General features: G+C 69.0%; 16 protein-coding genes. 5 read left to right on the plus strand and 11 right to left on the minus strand.

Going from position 1 to position 26,740, the window contains the following annotated elements; translation table 11 throughout:
- Positions 1-78: 78 nt before the first annotated feature.
- Both ACGLYG10_RS04300 and ACGLYG10_RS04305 read left to right on the plus strand, forming a co-directional pair.
- Positions 79-1,422: an FHA domain-containing protein gene (locus ACGLYG10_RS04300; protein WP_073328263.1), complete on the plus strand. Its 1,344-nt coding sequence runs from the start codon at positions 79-81 to the stop codon at positions 1,420-1,422.
- Positions 1,419-2,876 (plus strand): serine/threonine-protein kinase, encoded by a 1,458-nt coding sequence (locus tag ACGLYG10_RS04305; protein WP_073328266.1) that lies wholly within the window; start codon positions 1,419-1,421, stop codon positions 2,874-2,876. Before ACGLYG10_RS04300 ends, ACGLYG10_RS04305 begins: the two co-directional genes overlap by 4 nt.
- Positions 2,877-2,960: 84 nt before the next feature.
- On the opposite strand, the gene ACGLYG10_RS04310 is transcribed toward ACGLYG10_RS04305, so the two are convergent.
- From ACGLYG10_RS04310 to ACGLYG10_RS04340, 7 genes are all read right to left on the minus strand, one after another.
- Positions 2,961-4,220, minus strand: coding sequence for an RDD family protein (locus tag ACGLYG10_RS04310; RefSeq protein ID WP_139240822.1), 1,260 nt, complete (start codon positions 4,218-4,220; stop codon positions 2,961-2,963).
- Positions 4,217-6,517, minus strand: coding sequence for a transglutaminase-like domain-containing protein (locus ACGLYG10_RS04315; protein WP_073328271.1), 2,301 nt, complete (start codon positions 6,515-6,517; stop codon positions 4,217-4,219). The genes ACGLYG10_RS04310 and ACGLYG10_RS04315 overlap by 4 nt, the downstream gene beginning before the upstream one ends.
- Positions 6,514-7,818 carry a DUF58 domain-containing protein gene (locus ACGLYG10_RS04320; RefSeq protein ID WP_244542575.1) on the minus strand — a complete coding sequence of 435 codons (1,305 nt, stop codon included), beginning with the start codon at positions 7,816-7,818 and terminating at the stop codon, positions 6,514-6,516. The genes ACGLYG10_RS04315 and ACGLYG10_RS04320 overlap by 4 nt, the downstream gene beginning before the upstream one ends.
- Positions 7,819-7,828: 10 nt before the next feature.
- Entirely contained in the window at positions 7,829-8,791 is a 963-nt protein-coding gene (locus ACGLYG10_RS04325) for an AAA family ATPase (protein ID WP_073328274.1), read from the minus strand.
- A gap of 110 nt (positions 8,792-8,901) precedes the next feature.
- On the minus strand, positions 8,902-14,709 hold the full coding sequence (locus ACGLYG10_RS04330; protein ID WP_083565653.1) for an Ig-like domain-containing protein: 5,808 nt from the start codon (positions 14,707-14,709) through the stop codon (positions 8,902-8,904).
- Positions 14,710-14,714: 5 nt separating this feature from the next.
- Positions 14,715-15,155, minus strand: coding sequence for an FAD synthase family protein (locus tag ACGLYG10_RS04335; protein ID WP_073328280.1), 441 nt, complete (start codon positions 15,153-15,155; stop codon positions 14,715-14,717).
- Positions 15,155-16,630 carry a sugar transferase gene (locus ACGLYG10_RS04340; RefSeq protein ID WP_244542576.1) on the minus strand — a complete coding sequence of 492 codons (1,476 nt, stop codon included), beginning with the start codon at positions 16,628-16,630 and terminating at the stop codon, positions 15,155-15,157. Before ACGLYG10_RS04340 ends, ACGLYG10_RS04335 begins: the two co-directional genes overlap by 1 nt.
- A 1,243-nt stretch (positions 16,631-17,873) precedes the next feature.
- Here ACGLYG10_RS04340 and ACGLYG10_RS04345 point away from each other — a divergent pair.
- Together ACGLYG10_RS04345 and ACGLYG10_RS04350 are read left to right on the plus strand one after the other, a co-directional pair.
- Positions 17,874-18,509, plus strand: a complete 636-nt coding sequence (locus ACGLYG10_RS04345) for a TetR/AcrR family transcriptional regulator (RefSeq protein WP_073328285.1) — start codon at positions 17,874-17,876, stop codon at positions 18,507-18,509.
- 90 nt (positions 18,510-18,599) lie between these two features.
- Positions 18,600-19,343: a CDP-alcohol phosphatidyltransferase family protein gene (locus ACGLYG10_RS04350; RefSeq protein ID WP_073328288.1), complete on the plus strand. Its 744-nt coding sequence runs from the start codon at positions 18,600-18,602 to the stop codon at positions 19,341-19,343.
- Between the two features lie 93 nt (positions 19,344-19,436).
- Here the strand turns inward: ACGLYG10_RS04350 and ACGLYG10_RS04355 are convergent, their stop codons facing one another.
- From ACGLYG10_RS04355 to ACGLYG10_RS04365, 3 genes are read right to left on the minus strand one after another with little or no spacing between them, the layout of a single operon-like run.
- Positions 19,437-20,606 carry a glycosyltransferase family 4 protein gene (locus ACGLYG10_RS04355; RefSeq protein WP_073328290.1) on the minus strand — a complete coding sequence of 390 codons (1,170 nt, stop codon included), beginning with the start codon at positions 20,604-20,606 and terminating at the stop codon, positions 19,437-19,439.
- Positions 20,603-21,781, minus strand: coding sequence for a DUF1972 domain-containing protein (locus ACGLYG10_RS04360; protein WP_073328292.1), 1,179 nt, complete (start codon positions 21,779-21,781; stop codon positions 20,603-20,605). Before ACGLYG10_RS04360 ends, ACGLYG10_RS04355 begins: the two co-directional genes overlap by 4 nt.
- Positions 21,771-22,787: a glycosyltransferase family 2 protein gene (locus tag ACGLYG10_RS04365; protein WP_073328294.1), complete on the minus strand. Its 1,017-nt coding sequence runs from the start codon at positions 22,785-22,787 to the stop codon at positions 21,771-21,773. The genes ACGLYG10_RS04360 and ACGLYG10_RS04365 overlap by 11 nt, the downstream gene beginning before the upstream one ends.
- Positions 22,788-22,951: 164 nt before the next feature.
- On the opposite strand from ACGLYG10_RS04365, the gene ACGLYG10_RS04370 reads away from it, so the two are divergent.
- A complete protein-coding gene (locus ACGLYG10_RS04370; protein ID WP_073328296.1) occupies positions 22,952-23,899 on the plus strand; it encodes a glycosyltransferase family 2 protein in 948 nt (315 codons plus the stop codon).
- A gap of 60 nt (positions 23,900-23,959) precedes the next feature.
- Here the strand turns inward: ACGLYG10_RS04370 and ACGLYG10_RS04375 are convergent, their stop codons facing one another.
- On the minus strand, positions 23,960-26,734 hold the full coding sequence (locus ACGLYG10_RS04375; protein ID WP_083565502.1) for a right-handed parallel beta-helix repeat-containing protein: 2,775 nt from the start codon (positions 26,732-26,734) through the stop codon (positions 23,960-23,962).
- Positions 26,735-26,740: the final 6 nt, after the last annotated feature.

Raw genomic sequence — 26,740 nt, forward strand, 5'->3', positions numbered from 1 at the left:
GGTTGTCGCGTGTGAGACACTTCCCAGCAGGTGTGCCATCGCTTCGAGCCCACTGGACAACGGCTGTAAGGAGATAACGTGAGCGACGCGAACAACGAACGCGAGACTCTGTGGGCGGAAGGCGCCTGGAGCGCAGCCGTGACGCCGCGAGGGGTGTTGCTGTTGCCGCCGGAAGTGCCGGAGGAATTGGTGACTCAGCTTTGGCGCCTGCTGCGATCCCCCGACGGCGGCCTGACCGCAATTCTCGATCGACTCGTGATGGGCACCGGCGGGCACCTCGCCCGCATCCCCGACTTCGCACTGGTGCTGCTGGAGGACTCGGGGACCCACCTCGCCCTGCGCGGCACTCCGTCCCTGGAGGTTGACGGCCAGCGCCTCGACGCCGCCAAGGTGGCCACCTGGGTGGAGGCTTCGCTGCCCGGCGAACCCGGTATCTCGTTGTCCGTGCCCGGGCAGCCGGGGACAGTGCTGCGCCCCGTCGTCGACGCCGTACTGCGCGCCGGCAGGCTCCAGCTGGGCGCGCCCGACACCGGTTCCGCGGCGGAGAACACCGACAGCGAGCAGGCGGATGCCGCCGCCCCAGAGCCCGACACCCAGCCGGAGACGGTCGAGCCCGACATCCAGCCGGAGACGGTCGAGCCCGACATCCAGCCGGAGACGGTCGAGCCCGACATCCAGCCGGAGACGGTCGAGCCCGACGCGGCGCAGCCCGAGGCCGACTCCGCCCCAGACTCGCCCCCTGCCGTGGGACGCGACTCGGAGGCAACCCCGGAGCCCGAGCAGGCTGCGGAAAGCCAGGACCGCCCCGGTGACCACGACGGCTGGACGGTGGCAGACCTACCCGAGGATCTCGTTGACGAACTCGGTCGGATGCTGCCGGACCAGCAGGAGCAGGCGGACTCTGGTTCTGCCGCGCCGTTGCCGGCGGCCCACACGGAGGTGCCTGAAACGGAGAACACCCGTATGGCCCTGTCGGTGGTGTGTCCATCCGGGCACGCCAACCCCACCAACTACGTCACCTGCCGCGAGTGCGGTGCCGAACTGACCCAGCCGGCGCGCATCATTCCCTGCCCGCCGCTCGGCCGGGTGCGCGTCTCCTCCGGCGGAGAGGTCGTGCTCGACCAGCCGGTGCTCGTGGGCCGGGAGCCGTCCCCGGACGGAGTCAGTGAACTGGGAGGCGCCACACCGGCGCTGATTACGGTGCCCAGCCCGGAGCAGGTCATCTCCCGCAACCATCTGCTCATCCAACTCGACGAGTGGTCCGTGCTGGCTCGCAGCCTGTCCACCGCCAACGGCACCGTGCTGCGGCGCGACGGCGCCGCCCCGATGCGGATGCCCCCCACCGAGCCGGTGCTGCTGCGCAGCGGTGACATCCTCGACCTGGGCGACGGCCAGTCGCTGCTGCTGGAGGACCTGCCGTGACCCATGACCGCGAGGAGTCCCCTCCAGAAATCCCCGGATACACCTATCTGAGGGACCTGGGGGCGGGGGGCTACTCGCGGGTTTACCTGTACGAGCAGCACATGCCACAGCGGGAGGTGGCCGTCAAGGTCATGAGTTGCGGCGTGGCTCTGGGCCCCGTCTCCCGCTTCGAGTCCGAGGCCAACCTGATGGCGCAGGTGTCCTCGCACCCGGCCATCCTGTCCATCTACGGTGCGGGTACGGCCGACGATGGGCGCCCGTTCCTGGTGATGGAGTACTGCCCGCCGCCGCAGTTGAGCACGGTGCTGCGCCGTGGGCCGCTGAGCGTCGCCGACGCCTTGAGCACCACCATTCAGATCGCCGGGGCGGTGGAGTCCGCGCATCGCGTCGGCATCGTGCACCGCGACATCAAGCCCGCCAACATCCTGTTCACCGCTTATCGTCGGCCGGTACTTTCCGACTTCGGTATCTCCGCCATGAGCGGGCCGCGCAGTGAAGGCGACGAGTTGCGCGGCATGAGCGTGCCCTGGGCGCCGCCCGAGCAGCTGGTCGGATCCCACCTGGCCGATCCGGCCTCGGACATCTATTCCCTGGCGGCGACCGCCTATGCGATGCTCACGGGCCGCAGCCCGTTTGAGATTCCCGAGGCCTCTGACTCTGTTTACGAGTTGTCGCGGCGCATCATCAAAGACCCGCTTCCGCCGCTGGGGCGCCAGGATGTGCCGCCGTCCCTGTACCGGGTGCTCAGCGTGGCGATGGACAAGGACCCTGCCCGACGCTACCCCTCGGCTCTGGCATTCGCACGAGCACTGCAGCAGGTTCAGGCCGAACTGGGCCTGCCCATCACCGCGGTGGATCTGTTCCACGCGGCCGGCGACGCTGAACCCATCCACGATGCCGACATCCTGTTCGACGATCCCAAGGCCACGCGCCTGGGCGTGTTCGAGCCCGTCGCAGAGGCCGAGACGCAAGTTCCCGTCGTCGACGTCCAGGCGACGGATGAGGAGCCGGGGGACGGAACGCGGCGCTCGCGGCTGTCGATCGGGATACTCGCCGCGATCGTCACGGTGGCGTTGGTCATTGCCGCCGTGGTCAGCTCACGCATGGCGGAGAACAGTCGGCCCGTCGCAACCTTCGCGACCCTTGCCCCGGCGGCCAGCGCCGACCCGCTGGGAGCATCGGTGACACCACCCCGCAACCTGGTCGGCAACCTCTCCGACGACGGCGCTACGGTCACGTTCACCTGGGAGGCGCCGGAGGAGGACTGGGACGGCAGCTTCCTGTATCGCGAGGACCTGGCTGGGGAGCGGGACCCCGCCATGCAGTCCACGCAGGCAACCACGGTCACTTTGCCGGCCCGATCGGGCAGCACCTGCATCGAGGTCTACAGCGTGCGTGCCGATGGCAGAACCTCCGCCCCTACCTCACTGTGTGTGAGCACGACGGCAGGGTAGGCGCAAAGCGCCGAGTAGTGGCGCGCCTTGGCAGGATGGGGCGGGCGCATGAGCGCCGCGGCCCGGCGGGGCCGGCGGCGGCCGTCAGCCCTCCACGCGGAAGGACGCCCGCCCGAGGATGAGGACCGAGCCGACCGGCGCGGGGGCCGGCACCTCCGGCTGCACCTGCCTGACGCTGCCCTGCTGCTCAACGCGGGTGCCGTTGGTGGAGTGCAGGTCCGTGACCCATAGGCCTCCGGGGACTGGGGCCAGGGCCGCATGCGTCTTGGAGATGGAGCGGTTGACGTCGGGCAGGATGACGCATGCCGCCTGCGGGTAGGCGGAAATGTTGTCCGGATCCCGGCCGACCACCGTGGGGGAGACCAGCGTGATCGGTGCGCCACCGTCCGCCGGCACGAGCCTGATTCGCACCGTCTCGGGTTCGGGCTTGCGGTGCGAGGTACGTCTCCGGCGGCGCGTGCCCCCGCTGGGCTGCGCCGGTTGCGTTTCGGAGCGCGCAGGCTCGGCGGCATGGGCACTGCGGCCGGCGGAGCCGACGGCGATGCCGGAGGGGGCGGTGGGGGCGTCATCGGTGGTGGCGTCCAACGCGGTGGGCACGGCCGACCAGGGCACCGAGTCGATGATCGCCGCCCGGCTGTTCGGCACGGAGGATGCCCTGGCGCTGTCGACGGTGTCCTGCACCTGCGTAATCGGGCCCCCGGATGGCATGAATGCGAAGCGCGCTTCTGAGAAGGGCCCGCGTGCGCCGGCTCCAGAGGTTGGGACGGCCTCGGGTTGCGAGGCGGGGACATGGTCAGGAGTGTGTGGATTCACGCTCACCATCCTGACGCCGGTGAGCCGATCATGCCAACCTCGGCCCTCCGGGTCCGCGGCAGCCGTGTACAGCAGCGCAATGGCGCCCAGTCCAAGCGTCGGTGCCACACATATGAAGGTGAGGTCCGCGTGAAGGAGCACGCCGACTCCCGGGGGAAGCCCGTTGCGGTCGTTGACCACACGCACATCCATGAGGCGGCCGCCCGGGCTCCAGCCGGTGCGCCCAAGGCCCACCTCGCGCACTGCCAGTACGATCACAGCCGCCAGCAGTGCCGCGATTACCCAACTACCGAGCCCGATCAGGTGTAGGAGCGTGGTGAGCACCGCGCCCGCCAGGGTACCCCCGGCCAGATCGACCAGCCCCGCGAGCACGCGCGCCCGGATGGGTGCCGGGCGGGCGGCGTCGGCATGGGTGGGCGAGAGCGTGGTGGCGGGGGCCTGCGGGGTGCGCGTGACGGGGGCCTGCGCCGGGTCGGGCAGGGGCGGTGTCGGCACACCCTCGGCGCGATGCGATGCTGAAGTGGCCGTCACAGGTGTGTCCTCCTCGAAGTGCTTGGCCGCGCTCTGCGCCCAGCGGGCCGCCACAACGACCGCGGTGACAGGCGCGCCAGCAGGCGGCGCCACCACGGTCGATCGGACCCCATCACCGGGATGATGAGGTCGGCGGATTCCCAGATCTGGTTCAAATCGTACGATGACGGGTCGCCCGCCGCGAATACCTGAGCGTCGATTGCCCGCGCGAAGCGGTGAAGCTCCGCCTGAGGGAACCCCGAGGAGAGCTCGGCGGCCGCCTCCCTGCGGGTTACGCCGTCCGGCGCCCTCCTACCGAAGTCGCGGGCGCGGTCGACCACCTCGTCCCACGCCCCCAGGGCGCGTTCAACTCCCTGCCGACGGCGGCGCCGTTTACGGCGCAGCGCCTTTGCGGCGAGTATGGCCGCCAGCAGTGCCGCAATCCCCGCGACCACTGCCGCCGTGACGATCACGGCGGTGGGGACGCCGGTGACGTGGTCCTCCTCCGAGCCGTTGTTGTCATTATCGTCGTAGACCGGCGGCAGTTCGGCCGGGTCCTGCTGGGGCAGCGGGGGCTGGAGCACCTGCGGCTCGGGGTTGGACACCTTGCGGGCGTTCTGCTGTTGGGGCACCTGGTCGCGTTCGGGGGTGACGGTGAAACCGATCCAGCCGGCCTGCTCGAAGGGCACCTCCACCCAGGCACTGACGTCTTGTCCGGTGACGTCGGAGGCGTCGCCGTCGATAGCCGGATCGAAGCCCATGACTACACGCGCCGGGATCCCCAGCGAACGGCACATGAGCATCATCAGCACCGCGTACTGTTCGTCGTCGCCCACCAGGGAGTCGGCGGTGACCATGGCCGCCAGGCGGGCGGCGCCGTGCCCCGGGGCGGAGGGGCTCTTGGTGCCGTCGGAGTAGTAGCCCGTGCGCAGTGCCTGCTGGAGGATGCGGATCTGGTTGAGCGGCTCCGATTCGGAGCCGACCAGTGAGTGGGCCAGCGCCTGGACGGCCGCCGGAACATCCTCGACGGGGCCGAGTTCGACGTCGGCGAGCGCCAGCCGGGACAGGTCCGAGTCGGAGAGGGCGTCCGGGACCGCGATGTTCTCGGTCAGGACGTCGCCCGCGGCCAGTCGGGCAGTGACAATCCCGGTTGAGGAGAAGGAGTCGTAGAACAGGGAGTCCGCGATGGCATCGGCGCGAGCCCCGGAGGGGGTGATGGACAGCGCGTCGGCGACGGTGGGCACCCAAGGGTAGGTGTAGCCGTCGAGAGTGAAGTTGACGGTGACGGCGTCGGCTGTGTTTCCCGTGTTTACCGAGTTCACCGCGCCCGCCGCATTGCCTGCGGCGGAGGCGGTGTCCGTGGCCACCAGCGGCGTCCCCTTGCCGACGTGCTGGAAGTGAGAGCCGGTGCCGGCATCCTGACCGATGCGCGCGGACAGGCCGTCGTATGAGTCCAGGGCGGCGATGCGTATGCGGGCGCCCTCGGGCAGACCGGAGAGCTCCATGAGGTTGGTGGAGGCCATCTCCGTCTCCAGCGTGCGTACCAGCGACAGGGGGGTGGCGTACTCGGTGAGGTCCAGCGGCGGGGTGAACAGGTCCCGCAGCACCGTGCGGGTGTGTGGTGCGGCGGGGGCGGTGATGGCGACGGCGAGTGCAACCGCCAGCAGCAGCGCACCCGCCCGGGCCACGCCGCGACGGGTACCCGTAGCGATGCCCGAGTCGGAGTCCTCCAGGGCCTCGGCCACGCGCTCGCGCCGGCCTCGCTGCGCGGCCAGCGCCCACGTTCCGAGCACACCGGCCACAAGTACCGCGCCGATGGCGGCCGGCAGGGGCGCGTCCGCGTCACCCCAGGCGACGCCGATCGCCGCCGCGCCCAGGACTACGAATCCGGCCAGGTGGAGCCGGTCCGCCGCGATGGCACGGGTCGCCAGCACGCCTCCGGTCAGCCCGGTCAGCCACGGCAGGACCGTCATGGCGGAGAAGGCGGTCAATGGCAGCGGTAGGGCGAGCGCGTCGCGCCATACGGTGATGGTGGCGGACAGGACCGTATGCAGCCCGTGCAGGTTGTGGTCAACGTCGGGTAGCAGCAAGGGGGCGAGCAGCACGTGCGCCGTCGCCGTGACGGCGAGGGTGGGCAGCGCCGACAGGTGGGCGCGGGCGGTGGCCAGGCCGATGACCACGCCCAGGATTACTCCGACCGCGGCGACGAGCATGCCGACCGTGGAGCCGAAGGGAATGATGAAGGGCACGGTGCCGATCAGCAGCAGCACGGTGACCAGCAACTGGTAGAGCCAGCGCTTTCCAAGCAGGGCGCTCATACCGCCCTCCGCATCACCGCGGGCAGCGTCTCCAGGCGGTCCAGGTCGAAGGCGGTGAGAGTGCCCAGGGTGCGGCGTCCGAATGGGCGGGACCCACAGCGCAGTGCAATCACCACCGTGTCCACCGGGGTGATGGTGCGCACGCGCCCCAGCACGGTGTCCTCGCAGCGCTGACCGGTGACCAGCACCATCACGGAGGCCTCCGGGTGGCGGGTCGTGGCTTGGCGGGCCAGCTCGTCGCAGCCGTAGGCGTCGGGCGTCTCCGTCAGCAGGCAGGAGGCGTCCAGCAGGCGCATGCCGGTGGCGGTCGGCAGCGCCTCGGTCTGAGTGAGGACGGTGACCTCGCGGCCGTCGGAGATGGCGCCCAGTGCCAGTGAGCAGGCCACCGAGATGGCGGTCTCGAAGTCCTCGGCGGTTTCGTAGTCGTCGGGCCGGGTGTCCAGGAGCACCAGTAGGTTGGCTCGATGCGTCTCCTCGAACTGACGCACCATGAGCCGGCCGGTGCGGGCCGTGGTGCGCCAGTGGACGTTGCGGCGGTCGTCTCCGGGGACGTAGTCACGCAGCGCGTGGAAGGACACGTCCGAACTTGACAGCTCCTGGGTGACGGCGCCCTCGACGTCGCGCATGATGCCGCGCAGGGTCACACCCAGCCGGACCGTACGCGGATGAATGTGCACGGTCTGCGCCTCGGTGCGATTGCGCTCGCGGCGCAGTAGGCCGACCGGGTCGGAGTTGACCGAGATGACCGGGCCGACGGTGACGACGCTGCGGCGGGCCGTGGGCAGGATGAAGCCGCGCTCGTGGTCGCCTCCCGGAGACAGCGTGGGTACGGCGAAGACGGCGTTGGCGGCTCCCACGGGCATCTCCATGCGGGTGGGCAGCAGGGGGTGGCCGGTGGGGTTGTGCACGGTCACGTGGACGATGGCGTTGTCCCCGACCGTGACGCGCCGCTCGAACAGCTCGTGGTGAACGGTGTGCCCGCCGCGCGGCAGCAGCCACAGCCAGGCGGTGGCGACGACGACGCCCAGCACCGCGGCGGCGGCCCATGCCTCCTGCCAGCCGGCCCGAACCCCGCCGACGACGCAGATACCCAGCAGCAGCAGACACGCCCAGCCGGTTGAGGTGACTACGGCCAGGCTGCGGCGCGCAGCCGTGACCACCCCCCAGCTGCGCCACCGGGAGGTGCCGGAGCGGAGCCGGGCGGTGGCGGTGCGGGCGGTCCGCAGTGTCTCCTGCACGGTGTGCCGCATGGCCGAGGGCGTGTCGGCTTGTGTCTGCGGGGGCGAAGCTGGGCTGGCCATGAGTGTTCGCTCAGCGGGTGGTGGGGGCGGGCACGTCGGCCAGCGCACGGGTGATGACCCCGGCGGCGGTGGCGCCGGAGAAGGCGGCGTCGGGGTCCATGACCAGGCGGTGCGCCCACACCACCTCGGCGAGTTCCTTGACGTCGTCCGGCAGCACGTAGGGGCGCCCCTGCGAGGCCGCCCACACGCGTGTCACCCGGGCCATGGCGATGGCGCCACGGGTGGATACACCCAGCTGCGTGTCCGGGGATTCGCGGGTGGCCTCCACCAGGGCACCGATGTAATCCAGGATCGAGTCCTCCACGTGGTTCTGTGACGCGATATCCGACATGGAGGCGATCGCACCGGAGGTGATGACGGCCTCCAGCCCGCGGGAGCGGTCGGGGTGATCCGAGCCCGCCAGGATGCTGGTGAGGGCCTCTCGACTGGGGTAGCCGATGGAGGTCTTCATCAGGAAGCGGTCCAACTGCGCCTCGGGCAGCCGGTAGGTGCCGGCCTGCTCAATGGGGTTCTGGGTGGCGATCACCATGAAGGGACGGCCGGTCTCGTGCTGCACGCCGTCGACGGTGACCGTCGACTCCTCCATGACCTCCAGCAGGGCGGACTGGGTCTTGGGGGAGGCGCGGTTGATCTCATCGGCCAGGAGCACGGAGGCGAAGACCGGACCGGGGTGGAACTCCCAGGCGGTGGTCTTCTGGTTGTAGATGGTCACGCCGGTGATGTCCGACGGCAGCAGGTCCGGTGTGAACTGGATGCGCGAGTGGCTGCCCTGCACGCTGGCGGCCAGGGCGCGGGCCAGTGCCGTCTTGCCGGTGCCGGGGGCGTCTTCCAGCAGGAGGTGCCCCTCGGCGAGCATGGTGGTCAGCGCCAGGCGGATCACGTCCTGCTTGCCGAGTAGGGCCTCCCCGACGTTGTCCACCACCTTGTCAAAGGTTTCGGCGAACCACGTCGCGTTCTCCTGGGTCATGGGCATGGGGTTGGGTGCTCCTTTCGTCCGAGCGTGGCTGGCCGAAGGATTATCGACCATCGTCTGGGCTACTCAGGCAGCCTCTAGAACGTTGAACTCTTTAGGGGTATGCCGGGTCAATTGCACCCGAACCAGCCCGCTGGATCCAAATCATGCGTCAACAGTACGTTTTGAATTCTGCCGTCGGAATCCTTCCATGTCGGGCTTCCTGACCAGCTCCCGGAGGAATCTACTGTGACTGTCGTGGAAAGCGTAGTCTCCCAATTCGGCCAGGCCTCCCAACCGCTCCCCTTCCAGGAGGCCTGACAAGTGACCTGAGTATCGGGTGCCCAGTTTGTTAGCGTCAGCCCGGTGACGCGTCTATTCCACCATGAGGGGCGGCCCTGATAATCCCAGCCTCCCGATGCGACATTTACTGTTAAGTCGTTGCTGTAATGATTGGGCATGGTGATCGCATTCGAGCGCACCGTGGCGGAGACGATGGACTCGTCGTCGTCCACCACCGTGCGCGCCTCCACGTAATAGGTGGCGCCCGGGGTCAGGCCGGAGAAGGAGGTGTTGTCGTCGTCCCAGCCCTTGACCTGGTTGCCGGCGGCGTCGACCAGTCGGTACTCGATCTCGAGCTCGCCGGCGTCCCAGCCGCCGCCGGAGGCGGCAACCGAGCCCTGGGTAATGGTGATCGTGGTCCCGGAGGCGGCCGCTACGGGTGCCGACGGTGCGCTGGGCTTGCCGGTGATGCGGAAGCTCTTGGAGCCCGGCGTGGAGGTGGCCGAGCCGGCCTGGTTCGCGGCGGTGACGGTCACCGAGACGGCGTGTGTGCCCGCCCCCAGCGAGACCGGTACGGACACCGAGGTGTTGGTCCCGGCCTGGACCGTCTGCATGACCGAACCGGAGATGGCGACGGTGTAGCTGACGGCGTCACCGTTGTTAGCCGCGGCGGTCCAACTGATGTTCAGGTTGCTTCCGTCCCAGCTGATGCTGGGCGTGCCCGGTTTGCCCGGGGCGCCGTAGACACTGGCGCTGCCGGCCGACGTGGCCCAGGCGGACTGCCCGGAGCCGGACACCACCGCCCGCACGCGGGCGGTGTAGCTGCCCGGATTCAATTGGCCGAAGGTCGCCGAGGTGCCGGAGACCTTCTGGGTGGAGGACACGTTGCCTCCCTGCAGCAGCTGCACCTCATAGGTGATGGAAACCCCGCTGATGGGGGTGGCTGCGCCCCAGGAGACCGTCACGGAGCCGTTCCCGCCGGTCAGGCTCACGCCGGTGGGCGCGTCCGGGGTGACGGTCAGGGTCACCGGGGCGGAGGCGGCCGACGGTGCGGAGTCTCCGGCGGCGTTGGTGGCCACCACCTGGAAGGAGTAGGTGCCGCCCGCCGTCAGGCCGGTGGCGGCGCAGGGAGAGCCGGCGCACCGCCAGGAGCCGGCCCCGTTCACCTCGGTGACGGTGTAACCGGTGATCGCGGAGCCGTTGTCCGCCCCCGGCACCCAGGACACCTTCATGGCGGTGGCGCCGGACGGGCTGGCCGAGACCCCGGTGGGGGCGTTCGGCACGGCGGTGACCGTGACGGTGACCGTGCCGGTGACGGCACGCGAGGCGGAGCCGGTGGCGTCCAGTACCTCGTAGCGGACCACCAGGCGGCCCGCGAAGCCGGCCCCGGGCGTGATGGTGAGCGTGGTGCCGGAGGTGGTCACGTTCCCGGTGCCGGAGGTGACCTGCGGGGAGCCGGACAGGGTGATCGGCTGGTCGGGGAAGGGGTTGGTCACCAGCGTGGAGACGTCGATGCTGACGGGGGAGCCGTCGGAGGTCAGCACGGCCGGCGCCGTCGTCATCAGCGGCTGGGTGGATTCGGAGACTCGCAGCGGCAGCTGGCCTATCACCGGGTCGTTATTGCCGTCGTCCACCGTCACCGGCAGGGTGCCGGTGGTGCCCGTCGCCGTGCCGGCCTCGGCCGATACCGACACGGTTGAGCCGGACAACGAGGCGGTGAAGCCGGCGGGGGCGGAACCGATCGAGAAGGAGAGTTCGTCGCCGTCGGCGTCCTGGGTCATGGCCGACAGGTCGACGGTGACGGCGTCCTCTCCGGCGGCCACGATCACTTCGGTGGGGGTGAAGCCGGGGGGTGTGTTCCCGGTGGCCTCCACCACCACCGGCAGGGTCAGGTTGGAGGACAGGGCGCCGTCGCCTCCAGAGTCCGTCACCGTCAGGGTCACGGAGGTCTGCCCGGAGAAGCCCGCGGCGGGAGTCAGGTCCAGGGAGCCACCACCGCCGGACACCGCGGCCTCATCCAGGCCGGTTCCGGTGCGTACCGTCGCGTCGTCGGCGACCGTGGGCGTCGTGCCGACGCGGGTGAGGATGTAGTCGGCCAGATCCACGGTAGTGGTGGTGTCCGCCGGGATGCGCACCGGGATGGCGGCCGAATCCAGCCGCGGGCGCAGGTCGTCGCGGGAGGGGATGACGATGACGGCGTTCCCGGTCAGCCCGTCCTGATCGGTGATCGTGTACAGCACCAGGCGCTGCTCGTCGCCGACGCTGACCCGGATGGAGGAGTCGACCACCTCGGCGGTCGGGTCCGCGGTCGTGACGGTCAGGTCCCAGGGGGAGCCGTCGGCGTCCTGGTCGTTGTCCAGCACGGATACGGTCGCCATGCCGTCTGCGTCCACCTGGTCCACCGTGACGTAGTCGTCCACGCCGATGGGGCTGATCAGGGGAGCGTCGGCCAGCACCTGGTAGGTGATGGTGCCCACGTCCATGCCGCCGCGTCCGTCGGCGACCCGGTAGTGGGCCGTATACACACCCTCCGTGCCGGGCAGGTCTGCCACCGCCCGCCCGGAGCGCATGGAGGTCGTCAGTGCCGGGTCATCGCTCAGGGGCGCGTCCTCCATGGCGAGGGTGTCGCCGTCGGCGTCGAAGTCATTGGAGACGACGTCGGTGACCACGGTGCGGCCGGGCTGGGCCACCACCAGGTCGTCGGTGGCCACCGGAGCCGTGTTCGTCTCGGGCGCTGCGGCCACGCCCACGCGCACGGTCCCGGTGGCCTGCGCCCCGAAGCGGTCCTCGACCGTGTAGGTGAAGGTGTCGGTGCCGGTGGCCCCCTCGTGGGGGGTGTAGGTCAGGTAGGTGGAGTAGGCCTCCACGGTTCCCGACGTCGGGGTCTGGGCCAGCCCCACCAGGCTGACGGAGTCGCCGTCGGGGTCGATCCCGTCCAGCGGCACGGTGATGGCCACCGCCGAGCCGGCGACGGTGCTGGCCTCCAGGCTCTGCGGGACCGGAGCGGCGTTGGCGGCGTCGTCGCGGGCTCGCACCTCGATGTCGATCTGGCCGAAGGCGCTCTGCCCCTGGGTGTCGGACACCGTGTAGGACAGGGTGGTGCGGCCCGGGGCATCGTCGGCCTTGAAGCGAACCACGTCGCCGCTGGTCCAGGCGGTGCCCAGGTCCGCACCAGCCACTCCGAGCTCATCCGCGACGCTCAGGGCCAGTCCCGAGGGGGAGGTGTCATTGTCCAGCACGGACACGGTCACCACATCGCCCACGCGCACGACGGCGGAGTCGGGGCTCGCGATCGGCACCTGCAACTCGGCAGTGGTGACCGGGACCACGGTCATGTGGCCGGTGGCGGAGGCGGTCCCGTTGGAGGCCGTGTACTCCACCTCCACACTCTGCCCGATCGCGCCGGGGGCGGACACCTGCAGCAGGGAGTGGTCCACCACCGTGACGCTCACCCCCGACTGGTCGGGGGCACTCGCCGACTGCAGCACCAAGACGCCACCCGCGGGGTCGAAGTCGTTGTTCAGCGGCGCAACCGTGGCGGAGCCGCCCTCCCGCAGCAGCACGGTGTCGTTCTCCGTGACCGGGGGGACGTCCGGCTCGGAGGGCTCAACCACATCTGCGCGCACGATCCCCTGGGCCACGGCGGAGCCGGCGGTGACATCGTAGGTGACGTAGTAGGTGCCGGCCTGCTCGGCGGAGAAGGTGAAGGTGCCGGCCTGCTGGTTGACCTCCAGGCTTGTGCCGGCGGGGGTCTCCTCCACGCCCGCCAAGCTGAGCGGGTCGCCGGTGGGGGAGACGTCGTTGTCCAGGGGGGAGACCACGGTGGATGTCCCGGCGACCACCAGCACGTGATCGGCGTTGGCAATGGGGGCGACCGAGTCAGCGGACTGTACGTCCACCGTAACGGTGCCGGAGGCGGCCTGCTGCCCGTCGGAGACGACCACGGTCAGGGTACGGGTGCCGACGGCGCCGGTCATGTCGCGCACGGTGACGGTGCCCTCGTTGGTGGTGCGCACGTCGAAGCCCTCGCCCTGCGCGGACACCAGGTAGAGGGTGTCGCCATCGGGGTCCAGCCAGTTGCCCAGCACGTCTAGGGACCCGGAGGCGTCGGCGGCGATCACCAGCGTTGGGGTGGAGATTTGCTCGGGGGCGTTGTTGACGCTCCAGTCGTGTACCTCCACGGCGGCTACCGCGGAGTCGGCGCCGCCGCGCCCGTCGGAGGCGGTGTAGGGGACGGTGTAGGTGCCGGTGGCATCCTCGGGGACGTCGATGCGCAGCGCCAGGCCGGACTGGGAGGAGGTCACCTGGGCGGTGCCGGTGTCCCCCGGTTCGGCGCTGAGTACGTCGCCGTCCGGGTCGGAGTCGTTGGCCAGCACCTGCAGCACGGTGGAGCGTCCGGGGCGCACGCCCAGGGTGTCGTCATTGGCCTGGGGCGGGTGGTTCTCCTCGGTGCGCTCGGGCTGAGACTGGGCGTCGGAGGTCTCTGCCGATTCGTCCTTGTCGTCGGACTGGTCGTCGGTCTGGGAGGTGATATCGGTCCAGTCCTCCACCAGGACCAGGTTCTCGTCGGGCAGCCACACGGTTCCCTGGGTGATGTCGTTGAGGACGATCGCGTCCCGGTTCACGCGGAACACGGGCCGGGAGGAGGAGGCCAGGGCGTCGTCGCTGACGGCGTCGACGTCGTCGCCACACTGCCGCAGGAACTGGCCGGAGCCGGACCAGGCGCCGTAGACACAGTCGCCCAGGCGCACAGGCTGGGCGGCGACGCCGGGAGCCGCCTCGCCGTCGGCAGAGGCCGGGATGGTGGTCGCCGGTGAGCCGTCCAGCGGGACGGACATAATCGCGGTCCGCGAGGCCACCAGGACGGCGTCGGCGCTCGGACCGGGCTGCTGCAGTACCAGGCCGGAGGTCCCCAGATCCGTGCTCGTCCCGTCAGGCAGGTGCACGATCCCGGTGCCGCGCTCGAGCACGACCGGCCGATCGCCGACGGCAGTGATGGCCAGGTCGGTGGCGTCGGTGAAGCTCAGCGACTGTGCCGAGGCCTTTCCCCATCCGGAGGAGTTCGCCGGAACCGTGGTCAGTGTGCCGGATCGGGAGGACACGGCATACAGGGAGCCGTCGGTGCCGGCCACGGCCACGACGCCTGGCATGCCCTCGATCAGGGTGGGGGCGGCGGCGAGCAGGTCAACCGCGTCGACGGTGGTGCCGGATACGGTACCGGCCTCGGCATCCACGGCGAACACCCGGTCCGCGCCCTGCAACACGGTAGTTCCGCCGGTCAGCTGCGTGCTGGTGGATAGTGCCACGGCGGTGGGATCCACCGCCGCCACCGAGCCGGCCGCCAGGTCGGGGACGAGCACGTCCTCCCCGCTCTGGGTGACGTCGAAGTCCGCGGACGCGGTGCGGATTGAACCGTCCACCTGCTTGGACGGATAGTTCAATCGGGCCACCAGGTGCTCCGCGGTGCTGGTCACCCACACACCGCCGTCGTTGAGCGAGACATCCGCCTGGGGGACGCCGTCGTGCAACCAGGCGGCAGTGCCCAGGCAGAGCGCGGCCAGGCCCGCCAGGGCAGCGGACAGGCCCCGGCGCCGCCTTCGAGACAGTTTGAGGCTTGGCCAGCTGGAGCGGGGGAAAAGGCGCTTTGGGGCAGGCATGCCCTTCACCTGCCGGTTGCGCCCGAGTGCGTGGCGATCTCCTGTGTGAGCATGCGCCGCAGCATGCTGGAGGACGTGGTGGGCGTGTAGGGCAGGTAGACGACGGTCGCGCCGACCTCCGCCATTTGCTGCTCCAGTCGGTCGCCCTTCTCCGTGCCCTGCCAGTCGGTGCCCTTGAACAGGATGTCGAAGGGCTCGCGCTTCCAGGCCAGGCGCTTGTCCTGATCGAAGTCGGGGACGACGGCGTCGACCACCCGCAGTGCGGCGACCAGTGCCATGCGCTCATCCTGCGGCACGATCGGAGGACGCCCCTTCATGCGCTTGAGGGACTCGTCTGTGGCGACGCCCGCGATCAGACGGTCGCAGCGGGTGGCGGCCGCGGTGAGGATGTTGAGGTGTCCGATATGCAGCATGTCGAAGCCGCCGGGCACGTAGCCGGTGATCATCAGTACGCTCCCTTGCCGCCGACGACGGCCTTGAAGGTTGACAGGAAGATGCTGGCGTCCAGGCGGGCGCCTCGGTTTTCAACGTAGTGGCGGTCCAGCGCGACCGTCGAGTCCCAGGACAGGTCGGAGCGGCCCGACACCTGCCACAGGCCGGTAAGACCGGGCTTGACCAGTAGCCGTCGGCGGGCCTCGGCGTCGTACTCGGCGACCTCACTGGGCAGTGCCGGGCGTGGGCCGACCAGGCTCATCTCCCCGCGCACCACATTGATCAGCTGCGGCAGCTCGTCGATGGAGGTGCGGCGGATGAAGCGACCCACCCGGGTGATACGCGGGTCGGTGCGGTTCTTGAACAGCACCTCGTTGCCGACGTCACCACCGGCGCTCACCACGGCGGCGCGGCGGGCATCGGCATCGGTGTACATCGAGCGCAGCTTCCACAGGGTGAAGTGCTTGCCGCCCGCCCCGACCCGGGTCTGGGTGTAGAAGGCGGGGCCGGGGGAGTCCAAACGTACGGCCAGTGCGGCTCCGGCCAGGATCGGGGAGGCGATCAGAAGCAGGAGGCTGCCGGCGACGCGGTCGAACACCTCCTTGGCGAGCAGCCGCGTGCGGCGCAGGCTCACGTCGATCAGACCCGTCCAGCCGTGGGTGACGGGTAGCCCGCGCATGCGTCCGGGCACCACGTCCTGCAGACCGGGGGCGACCACCAGGCGCGCACCGGTCGAGGTCAGGCCACGCATCAGGGTTACAAGATCCTCCGGGCCGACTCCTCCGAGCGTCATTACGACGTCGATGTGCTCGGCGCGGATCATCGCGTTGATCGCGTCCTGGTCGCCCAGGCGAGCGGCGGCTCGGGAGTGGTTGGTACTGGAGGAGACGTAGCCGACGACGAGGAAGCCGTCTCCGGGGTGAGAGCGCAGATCGCGCAGAATCGGCTCGGCGCCCGGTCCCATCACGATGAGCGTGCGGCGCAGGCCGTGCCCCTCCATGCGGCGGGTGCGCAACCAATTGCTTTCGATGGTGCGTCCGACGACTGCTAGCGCGAACTGCGTGGCCAGTGGCGCCAGTACCGACCCGGCGGGGAGGCCGGGGGTAAGCAGTTGCCCCAGAAGAAGTGCCACGGGCGCGGTGATCAGAGTGGCCAGGGCTACCCGCTCGCCGCCCGAGCGTGCCTGGTCGACAACATCGACGCCCAGTGCGCCCGACGCCCAGGTGAGTGACACCATCAAGATACCGGTGAGCGCGGTCAGCAGCAGCCGTGATGCCCCCCAGCTCAGGCTGATCAGCGCCACCCATACCGGAAGCACCACGGCCGTGAGGTCGCTGAGCATGATCCAGGACAGCAGATCCTGGCGCATGGTCGGCCAGTCGGTGAACAGCGGTGACGTCAGCCGCGGCAGGATCCGCGCGGAGTCCGGGTTCTGGTCGTCGTGCCCGGCGGACTGTGGTCGAGACGAAGGGCTGGTCGGGCTGGCCAAGACGACTCCAAGGATGTTTGCGGTTGCTTATGGAAGACGCGTGAGAGGACGGAGCGGAAGGACCGCTGAAATGACCTGCGAGGGCGCCGGGTTAGGCGCTGGGCGCGGGTTTATTCGTCGATGTCCCCACCGAATCTACTACCTACGCGAGGCCGTTGGGTATGAACGTGAACAGATGCACAGAAAGAGACGGCGTGAAGCTAGTGTTCGGGGCGGAGGTGGCGGCGGGGTGCTTCAAGGGCTTGGGAGGTAAGCGGCGTGATGATGCGGTTTGTGGGGTGTGTTGGGGTGGGTGTGCCGGGTTGGGTGGAGGTCTGAACGGGGTTGGGTGTAAAAGTAAAGAATTGATTATGGCGGCGACGCCGCCGTGACATTACTGAGATTTTTAGCGTGGCGGACTCGTTGTTTCTGGCGGTATATGAGCGTCGTGCGTCACATTTAGCAACTTTTTTATAACGTACGGTCACGATTTGTGTCCGCTCGAGGGCCTGGTTGGATGATTATTCGGCGGTGCTAATGCGGATCTTCCGGTTTGCGGGTGTGGAGGCGGGGGTTGGGGCGGCGTCTGGGGTGCGTGGCGGCTCGCGGTTCGACCGACTGGCCCGCATCCGCTTGGACCGCCCAGCTGTACTTGGACGGCCCAGCTGTACTTGGACCGCCGGGCTCTGCTTGGACCGCCCCGGACGCACTCTTGAGCGGTCCAACCGCAGAATCGCGGTCCAACTGAAGAGACGCGGTCCGAGTAGGGGAGCGGGAAAGGTGCGGGCGCCGGGACGGGTGCGGGCGCCGGGCAGAGCCGCAAGCCCCCGGGCGGGCCCAAACCAGCTGTGCTGGTCGCCGTCGAGTTGGACAGTCCCGGGCGGGCCCAAACCAGCTCTTCCAGCTTCGGGGGTTGTGGTGTTGGATTCCGGGGCGACGCCGGGTGCGTGGGCGGCCGTCGGCGGCGTCGAGCAAGCCGAACCGCCCGCCCGGGCGCCATACTCGCGGCTCCCGTGCGGCGGTCCCCTGTGCGCCCAGTGCCGCCGAGGGGCGTCCTTGGTGCCCGGCAATGCCGGTCGGGGTGAAACGGCCCGCGTGTGCCGCCGACAGGGGCTTCGCAGGCGCGCCGTGTTAGGCTCACTTTGAAGCAGGAGGAAGCCGAAAGCCGTCGTTTGTCCCCGATGCCCAGGCGTTGCGCGCGCAACGCCTTGTCGGACGCCCCGGCATACCCGAGTTGCAAGACGCAGACACCCAACGAGCAGTTATGAGCAGCAAGGCCAGCAAGAGAACCCGGATGAGCGCCTCCGAACGGCGTGAGCAACTGATCACCGTGGCCCGAGCGCTGTTCGCTGAGAAGGGCTTCGAGGCCACCAGCATCGAGGAGATCGCCAACCGCGCCAAGGTGTCCAAGCCCGTGGTCTATGAGCACTTCGGTGGCAAGGAGGGCCTGTACGCCGTCATCGTGGACCGCGAACTCACCGCCATCTCCACCACGATCACGCAGGCGCTCAAGTCCTCCTCGTCCGCCTCGGTGATCGTCGAGCGCGCCGCGCTGGCGCTGCTCACCTACATCGAGGAATCCTCCGACGGCTTCCGCATCCTGTCCGCCACCAACACCCACAGCTCGGACACCTATTCCACCCTGCTGGCCGACGTCGCGATCCAAGTGTCGGGGCTGCTCGCCAAGCAGTTCTCCACGCATGGGCTCGATCCGCGCACCGCCCCGCTGTACGCGCAGATGCTGGTCGGCATTGTGGCGATGCCGGCGCAGTGGTGGCTGGACAACCCGGCGATGAGCAAGGAAGAGGTGGCCGCTCACATGGTCAACCTCGCCTGGAACGGCTTGCGCGCCATGACTCCCAATCCCACTCTGCGCGACGTCCCGACCACGGCGGAGTAGCACGCCGGGAACTACCGGCCTCGGCCGGAGTCGGCGCCGCGCGGGGCGTGCTAACTTGTTATGTCGTTGTACTACTGATTGGAGCTCTGGATGAGCGCATCCGCGTCCCAGACGAGTCCTCGCCCCTCAATCCGGGAGAACATTCATGCCTTGGCATCGGCGCAGAAGGCGAAGGCGGGTGCCCCGCTGTACTCCCGCCTGATCAACCGGCCCGTGGGGCGGGTACTCGCCGCAATCGCCCACCGGCTGGGCATGACGCCTGACCAGGTCACGGCGGTCTCCGCCTGCTGCACCTACGCCGGCATCGTGCTGCTGGCCGTATGGCGCCCCTCGGTGCTCGCCTGTGTGGCCACATCCCTGCTGCTGATGCTCGGCTATGCCCTGGACTCGGCGGACGGCCAGTTGGCGCGTCTACGCCATGGCGGCTCGAAGGCGGGGGAGTGGTTGGACCACGTGGCCGACGTGATCAAGCTGTCCACTATCCACGGTGCCATCGCCATCGGCCTGTTCGGCTTCGCCGACCTGTCGACCCCGGCACTGCTGCTGGTGCCGCTGGCCTTCGGCGCGGTGCAGAACATCCACTTCTTCAGCTACATCCTCACCTACCAGCTGCGCTACGCCGGCGGCACCCCGCTGGCGAAGGATGAGGGCCGCGCGGGCGTGCTTAAGTCGCTGCTGTCGGTGCCCACCGACTACGGGCTGATGTGCCTGGTGCTGGTGCTGCGCTTCGCGCCCGTGGTGTTCCTGTGGGTGTACGGGCTCATGTTGTTGGGACATGCCGGCTATGTGACGCTGGCACTGCCCAAGTGGTATCTGGAACTGCGCCGCGGATGACATGACGTAAGTCGAGACAGCCCGCCCGCTCGTGCGACCAGGCTTCCTGTATAGCCTTGCCGCGCGGCCTCTACGCATGACGAGGATCGGTCTTTAGCTACGAGTGAGATCGCGGACCACCGCGGTCATGGCAGCCCGGTAGCCGGCGACGCTGAAACGTGCCCGTGCCTCCTGCTCCCCGCGCCGGGCCAGGCGGGCGGCGAGGTCGGGGGCGGCGGCGAGCCTGCCCAGCGCAGTCGCGAGCGCCGCGGGGTCATCCGGGGGCACGAGCAGGCCGGTGACGCCGTCGTCTACGACTTCCTTAAGGCCCTGCACGCCCGAGGCGACCAGCGGACGGGCGGCGTGCATGGCCTCCACGGCCGTATTGCCGAAGGGCTCCTGCCGCGAGGGCACGACGACGACATCAGCCCGGTCGAGCACCGGCCAGGTCGGATGCACATAGCCGAGGAAGTCGACGTGCCCGGCCAGGTCCGGTGCGGCGGCACGCTCGCGCAGTTGCGCCTCGTACCACTCGTATCCCGGGAAGATCGAGCCGGCCACCTCCAGGGAGGCGTCGATACCGCGTTCGCGCAGCAGCGCGACCGCTTCCAGCAGCACGTCCACGCCCTTGCGGGGGGACAGCCTGCCCACCATGGCAATCCGCAGCGGTGCGTGGGGAGCGCGTTCATGCAGCGGGACGGGCGGCTGTGGCGGGCCCGCCACGCCGTTGTGCACCACCCGGGTGCGCCCTGCCAGCAGCGGCTGCGCGGACAGCAGCGCTTGCCGGGCGGCCTCGGAGTTGGCCACGATCCGGGTGGCGGCGAGCAGTGGCGCGTTCAGACCCGCGCGGATAAGCAGGTTCTGGGTGTCCTCGGCCTCGTGCACGTGTGACAGCACCGGCACGCCGGCTGCACGTCCCGCCAGCGGCCACCACGGGATCGTCACGGTGTTGGCCAAAAGCGCGTCGGCGCCGCAGGCCTTGATCAGGCCGCGCAGCCGGGCGAGTTCGCCGGGCGCCCGCGCCGCCAGGCCCGCCAGACCGCGGGGACTCAGCAGCGCCTTGCGCAGCACCGTGAAGGGGACGACGGCGACGCGCGCCCCCACACCCTCGAGTACGCCCACCAGCGGACCGTCCTCGGGCAGGGCCACGTTGACGCGGTAGCCGGACTCGATCAGTCCGGTGATGGTCTCCACCAGCTGCCAGTCGGAGCCATACAGATCCGGGGAGGGGTGGGCGACCAGCACCAGGGGTGAGCCGGCGCGGGATGAGGTGGGAACGCTCATGCGGGAAATGCCCCCGTTCGCCGTCCGGAGGGGCGCCGGTGTCGCGGGCCCTGCTCGGCCAGGCGGCGGCACAGTGCCTCGTAGCGGTCGGTCACCTGATCCCAGTCGTACAGGGCGGCCCGACCGCGGGACAGCTCCCCGCGGCGCGCCTGCGCGTCCGGGTCGGCCTCCGCGGAGTCGACCAGGGCGGCGACGTCGGCGGCCGTGGCCCAGTAGCGTCCGGCGTCACCGAGCACCTCCCGGTTGAAGGAGACGTCGAAGGCGTCCACGGCGGCCCCGGCGCCGATGGCGCGCAGCAGGGAGGGATTGGTGCCGCCCACGGAGTGGCCGTGGTAGTAGACGAGCGCGCCCGCGTACAGCTGGTCGAGCAGTTCCTGGTCCCAGACCCCGCCGAGTAGGCGGACGCGGGAGTCGGCCAGCTGCTCGATGCGGGCCGTGTACTCATTCGCGTAGGGGGCTGAGCCGACGACGACGAGTGGCAGTCGTGCCCCCGAGCGGACGTAGCCGTCGACGATCACGTCCACGTGGTTCTCGATCTCGAAGCGGGCCACCACCAGGTGGAAGCCGCCGGCCTGCAGCCCGAGGTCGGCCAGCCGGTCGGTGCCGACGGCGACCTGCGGGGCCCCGTAGGCGATCAGGTCCGTGTCCGCCTCGAACTCCTCGGCGTAGTAGTCGGCGATGCCCTGGGCGTCGGCGATCAGCGCGTCCGAGTAGCGCACCGCCAGCGCCTCGGCCGCCCGGTAGTAGCGCCTGCCCGTGGGACCCCATTTGCCGCGCCGCCACTCCAGGCCATCCACGTGGGTGGCCACGGGGATGCGGGCGGCGCGCAGGGCCGGCAGGAAGGGCGAGTTGGCGGCGTTGAAGACGATGGCGACGTCCGGGTGCACGCGCGGCAGCAGGTGCCGCACCGACAGTGCGGTGTGGGAGAGCGTCTCCAGGGAGCGCTTCTTCAGCGCCGGCAGCTCCACCACCCGCATGCCGCGATACATGCGGGGCAGGGGCGTGTCCGGGTCGGGGTTGCGGGAGTAGACGAGTACCCGGTGGCCCCGTGCGGCGAGGCGACGGCCTACCTCCTCGATGGCGGTCTCGAAGCCCCCGTAGCGTGCGGGCACACCGCGGGTTCCGAGCATGGCGATGCGCAGCCGGTCGGGCCACGCGGTGGAGCTAGCAGTCATTGGGCCTCTCTCGTGGGGTGAAGCGTTCCCGGTGGACGAGACGCAGCCCGTCGATCGCCCCGCGTACGGCGGGCACCAGGGTGGTGGTGGGATGGGTCAGTAGCTGACGGCGGCCGCCGCGCAGGAGGATCCGCCAGGACTCCTGGGGGGTGCGCCGCACCCAGCGGGCCAGTTCTCCGCGGCGCGCCCAGCGCGTACCCAGCAGCAGGCGGTTGCGGACGTTCCAGTAGTAGTAGGTAGCCGAGTGCCGCTGCCCGCCCGGCCGTTCCCGCGACTCGGTGTCGGCCGCGCCGGCGGGGTCCGCCGATTCGCTGCCGGTTGCGTCTCGGCGGGGGCGCTGGGTTCCGCCCTCCACATGGCGGGCGACGATGTCGGTGTCGTTGAGCAGACGACCGCCGGCGGCCAGTACGCGTAGGGAGAAGTCGACGTCCTCCCAGTACAGGAAGTAGTCCTCCGCCAGGCCACCGGTCGCCTCCCACAGCCGGCGGGAGACCGCGAAGCAGGCGCCGGTCAGCCATTCCGCGTGACGGTGCCCCGGGATCAGAGTGGTGCGTGGGGACCGGGTAGCGCCGTCGGTCAGGTCCACGCGGTAGCCGTAGAAGACGGGCCTGCCGACATCGTCGACGATCATGGGAGCGACGAGCGTCATGGGGTCCGCCTCTACATGCGCCACGAGCGCGGCGAGCTGATCGGGGGCGATGGTCGCGTCCGGATTGAGGATGGCGAACGTCTGGGCGCCGGCGTCGAGTGCGGCTCGTACGCCTCGATTCACGCCGGCGCCGAAGCCGAGGTTGGCGTCGGGCAGTACCGTCAGCCAGCCGTGGGCCTGGGCCTGGGCGGTCACGGCTGCCCGCTCGGCGGGGGTCGTCGCGTTGTCTACGACCACAATCCGAGGTGTCCCGGTACTCGGGGAAGCGTCGGCGGAAAGGGGGACGAGATTGGTCTCCAGCAGCTCGTGCGATCCGTAGTTGACGACTATGACTGCCGTGGAGGAGAGGTTAGTCATGCCAGCCGTATCTTCTTAACCGGGGTCCGATTGGATGGTTGTGGTCGCAACCAAGGGGAGCGTCTCAGCGAGACCGCGTACTTGGGGGCGATGATACTATGCCGAGACTATTCACGAGTGGTCTACGTCGGTGGACTACTCCCGTGATCCGTTGGGAGTTCCCCATGCCCGCAGACCCGCTCACCCTTGACGTGGCGGTGTGCACCTACAAGCGCCCCGAACGGGTGGCCGGCCTGGTGCCGCAGCTGCTCTCGCAACTGCAGGACCTGGAGGAGGTCGATGCGCGGGTAGTGATCGTGGATAACGATGCCGCGGGGTCGGCCCGCGAGCGTCTCGTCAATGCCGGCGGGGTCGGTCAGGACGGGCGCGTGCATGTGGTCGTGGAGCCCACCCCGGGGCTGTCTGCGGCGCGCAACCGTGCCCTGAGCGAGGCCGCTGAGCGCGATCTGCTGGTCTTCATCGACGACGACGAGTTGCCGGGCGACGGCTGGCTCGCCGCACTGGTGGCGACCTACCGGAACACTGGCGCGGTCGGGGTGACGGGGCCAGTGGAGTCGGTCTTTGAGCAGCAGCCGGATCCGTGGGTGGCATCGGCTCCCGTATTCCGCAGGGTGCAGCGCCCTACGGGAACGCCCATGCGCAGTGCCGCCACCAACAACCTGCTGCTGGACATGACCGTGGTGCGCCGCCTGGGACTCGAATTCGATCCGCGCTTCGCCTTCACCGGCGGGGAGGACACCTTCTTCACCCGCTCGCTGACCGCCCGCGCCGGTGCACTCGTCTGGTGCGACGCGGCTGTGGTTTCCGAGACCGTTCCCTCCGAGCGGACCAGCCGCGAGTGGGTGCTCACCCGGGCCCGTCGTAACGCCGAGACCTGGGCCTGGGTGCGACTGCTGGACACGAGCGGCTGGCGGCGTGCCCGGCGGCGCCTGGAGTTTACGGCGCGTGGTACGGCGCTGTGGCTGGTCGGCTCGGCCTGTGCCCTGGCATCCCGAGGCGAGGATGCGGACCGTCAGGCGCAGCGGGCGCAACATGAGCACCGCGCCGCGGGCGGCCGCGGCATCCTGCGGGCGACGCTGCTGGGGCCGCGCACCGCGCCCTACGCACGCTGAGACGCCGCAGCAGGTCGAATCCACGACCCCCGTGCGGGCCGTGGCCCAGCTCGCCGGTGCTCAGGGCTGGACCCTGGTCTCATCCTCCACACTCAGCACGGCGACCTTCAGCGCTTGCCCGGTTGAGGTGGCGCTTCCCGAGAGGTAGGTGTTGATGCGGACGACGCCGCGGCGCTGGAGCCTGGGGTCGTCGTCGGTGGCCGTGGCATCCCACTCGGTGGGCGCGGAAGTCTCTCCCAACCAAACCTTGGCTTGCAGCGTGGTAGGCGAGGTCCCAACCGCCTCGACAATGACATTCACCCGCATCCCCGGGCTGAACGTGCCCTCTACCGGGATCGTTGCCAGCGTGGTCTCCTCGCTGCCGATGCGTTTCATCAGGGATGCGGACAGCTTACCGTTGTCCAGGGCTGTCTTGACATAGTACGAGTCAGCTACACCGGCCATGCCGCGGGCCGCGATGGAGACGTAGGTTCTACCTCCCGCTCCGTTCTCGGCGAAGGTGAAGTAGGCGTTGACACGTGTGGTCGTAGAGCTGTAATTGCGGACCGTCGCACTCGAACCAGTGCCGGCGACGTCCATCGCTATGATGCCGTACTTGCCTGTGCCGCTGGTGAAGCGGACCGCGGGGTCGACCGACCAGGATGTGCCCCAGCCGCCGCTGATCACGGTCTCGAAGTGCTCGCCCCAGATGCCGTCGCTCAGATGCGTGTTGCTGCCGAGATCGGTGGAGGAGGTATTCCAAGCCACGTTCACCAGAGCGCCTCGGTCTACCGTAGTTCCTGTTGGGAGTCCCAGGGCTGAGGCGACTACTGCGCTGAGTGGCTTGCCCGAACCGTCGGCCGGGGAGCCATCGCGAATCCGGTAGTCGCCGCTGTAGTCGGTGATGGTGCTGGTCTCACGAACAAAGATCGGAGAGTCGCCGCGATCGGCGCGCAGGTCGAGCGAGTGGGTGTCCTTGCCAGCAATCGTCAGGCCCTGCGCCTGCGATTCCTGCTTGAGTGTCTCGGACACGGCCCAGGAATCGGGTCCGATACCGAAGTTGGTCAGGTATAAGTCGGATCCCGTTGCGGGATCGATTGTCTCTGGCCGGACGAATACGTTGTAGTCGGACTCGGAGAGCTGTTCGTTTACGCCCGCGAATCTTCCCTCCGCCTCGCCCGAGCGCCGCAGGTTTCTGGAGGCCTCGACCAGGATCATGTTCATATAGCGATGATTCTTGTTAGCGCTGGGACTGGTGAAGGCGGTGCGCGGCTTCGATGCGATAACATTGTTGATTAGCTCGTTGTCCAGGGAGTCCCACGGCATCGGTTTACTAGTGTCTCCGCCGTTGTACTGTCCCGCACTCCACTTCTCCGTGTACGTGGCAGGACAGGTCTCCCACTCGGCCGACAGATTGCATGCGTCGACGCGTCCGTCCTCGCGCACGTAGATCGGGTCTATGGTACCAACGATCGTATTGTTCCAGACCTTGTCCCGTGCGCTGCCGGAGAGTTGTATCCCCGTCTTGGAGCCTTGAATCAAGTTGGATGCGATGACGTTGTCCTGGCCGATCTCATCGAAGATGGCGGCCTGATCGATGTTGGCGAATGAATTCGCGACGATCGTGGAGTTGATAACACCCTCATCGAGCCAGAGTGCGCTGAACGCGGTCTGGCGCTCGTGATTCATCGTCAAGTCCGAGGCGTCGAAAGGATCGTCAGAGTTCTCCAGGCGAGTCTGCGAGCGATCGAAAGCGTTGGACTCGATGCGTGCAGCATTGGTGTGGGTGATCTTAAGGTCCGCCGCTGTGCAGTACGCTCCGCATCCGGCGGTGATGAAGTTCTTCGCGCCGTTATCGCTAAAGGTGTTCCCGGACATGAATAGGCGATGTGCTCGATTAGCCCCGGCGCCATTGGAACCGTTGCCGGTGAAGCTGGAGTTCGTTACGGTGACGTCGGTAGCGTCAGAGATATGAAGTGCAGGTCCGGCCTGTGAGCCGGAGAAGGTGACGTCATCGATGTAGGAGTTGCTTGAAGCGTTGAAGACCATGGTGGCGTTGGCATTCGTGCCCCAGACCGGCTCGACGTAGCTCCACGACTGGATCGGCGCGTAGTTGCTGATCGTCAGGCCCATCACCGCTGCGCCGTTGCCGGTCATGGTGAGGGCTCGGCCGTGCTGGATGATCTCGACCGTATTGTCGCCAGGGTCGGAGCCCAGGACGTACTGTGCGCCCGTGTGCGGCCCCTGCACCCAGGAGGAGTCGCTGTCAGAGTTTGCCAACCGGGAGGCGATGGCAGGGTTCTCCTCAGCGGCCAGGTCCCTGACGTAGAAGGTCATCGTCCCCGGCTTGACCTCGCCAGGGTGGTCCACCTGGGTCAGCTCTTCGACGGTTCCGTCGGTTCCAACGAAGAACACGGCCTCTGGGAAGCGAGACATATCGCCGTCCACCTTCTTGGGATTTGTGGAGGCGTCCTGGTTGAACCGCACGAAATCAGTGCGCTTGCTGGTCCAGATGCCGTTCTGGCCAGTGAAGTCGGCCCGCGCCAGCGCCTCGGTGCCGGTAAGAACGGGCTTGGTCCCATTCTTGGCCTTGAGCGTGACTCCGTTGAGGACCAGTTCGCCCTCACGGTAAGTGCCGCTGTCAACCTCCACCGTGTCGCCCGGCTCGGCCTGCTTGAGCGCGTCCGCGATGGTTTGGAAGGGGCGTGAAGCAGTGCCGTCCGCGGGTTCATTATTCGCTGAGGCGCTGACGTAGATGATGCTTGTCGTTGGCGCGGCCACAGCAATAGGTGGATAGGTGAGAATCAATGGCGTGAGCGTGAGCAACAGAATGAGGGGCAGGGTAAGCCGTTGCATGATGTT

Source organism: Actinomyces glycerinitolerans, from assembly GCF_900098745.1.
GTDB classification, from domain to species: Bacteria; Actinomycetota; Actinomycetes; order Actinomycetales; family Actinomycetaceae; genus Actinomyces; species Actinomyces glycerinitolerans.

Coding starts and splice junctions, on each gene's coding strand:
- ACGLYG10_RS04315 (WP_073328271.1), bottom strand. CDS start 6,517: ATGAGCGCCCTGCTTGGAAAGCGCTGGCTCTACCAGTTGCTGGTCACC.
- ACGLYG10_RS04320 (WP_244542575.1), bottom strand. CDS start 7,818: ATGGCCAGCCCAGCTTCGCCCCCGCAGACACAAGCCGACACGCCCTCG.
- ACGLYG10_RS04325 (WP_073328274.1), bottom strand. CDS start 8,791: ATGCCCATGACCCAGGAGAACGCGACGTGGTTCGCCGAAACCTTTGAC.
- ACGLYG10_RS04330 (WP_083565653.1), bottom strand. CDS start 14,709: ATGCCTGCCCCAAAGCGCCTTTTCCCCCGCTCCAGCTGGCCAAGCCTC.
- ACGLYG10_RS04335 (WP_073328280.1), bottom strand. CDS start 15,155: ATGATCACCGGCTACGTGCCCGGCGGCTTCGACATGCTGCATATCGGA.
- ACGLYG10_RS04345 (WP_073328285.1), top strand. CDS start 17,874: ATGAGCAGCAAGGCCAGCAAGAGAACCCGGATGAGCGCCTCCGAACGG.
- ACGLYG10_RS04350 (WP_073328288.1), top strand. CDS start 18,600: ATGAGCGCATCCGCGTCCCAGACGAGTCCTCGCCCCTCAATCCGGGAG.
- ACGLYG10_RS04355 (WP_073328290.1), bottom strand. CDS start 20,606: ATGAGCGTTCCCACCTCATCCCGCGCCGGCTCACCCCTGGTGCTGGTC.
- ACGLYG10_RS04360 (WP_073328292.1), bottom strand. CDS start 21,781: ATGACTGCTAGCTCCACCGCGTGGCCCGACCGGCTGCGCATCGCCATG.
- ACGLYG10_RS04365 (WP_073328294.1), bottom strand. CDS start 22,787: ATGACTAACCTCTCCTCCACGGCAGTCATAGTCGTCAACTACGGATCG.
- ACGLYG10_RS04370 (WP_073328296.1), top strand. CDS start 22,952: ATGCCCGCAGACCCGCTCACCCTTGACGTGGCGGTGTGCACCTACAAG.
- ACGLYG10_RS04375 (WP_083565502.1), bottom strand. CDS start 26,734: ATGCAACGGCTTACCCTGCCCCTCATTCTGTTGCTCACGCTCACGCCA.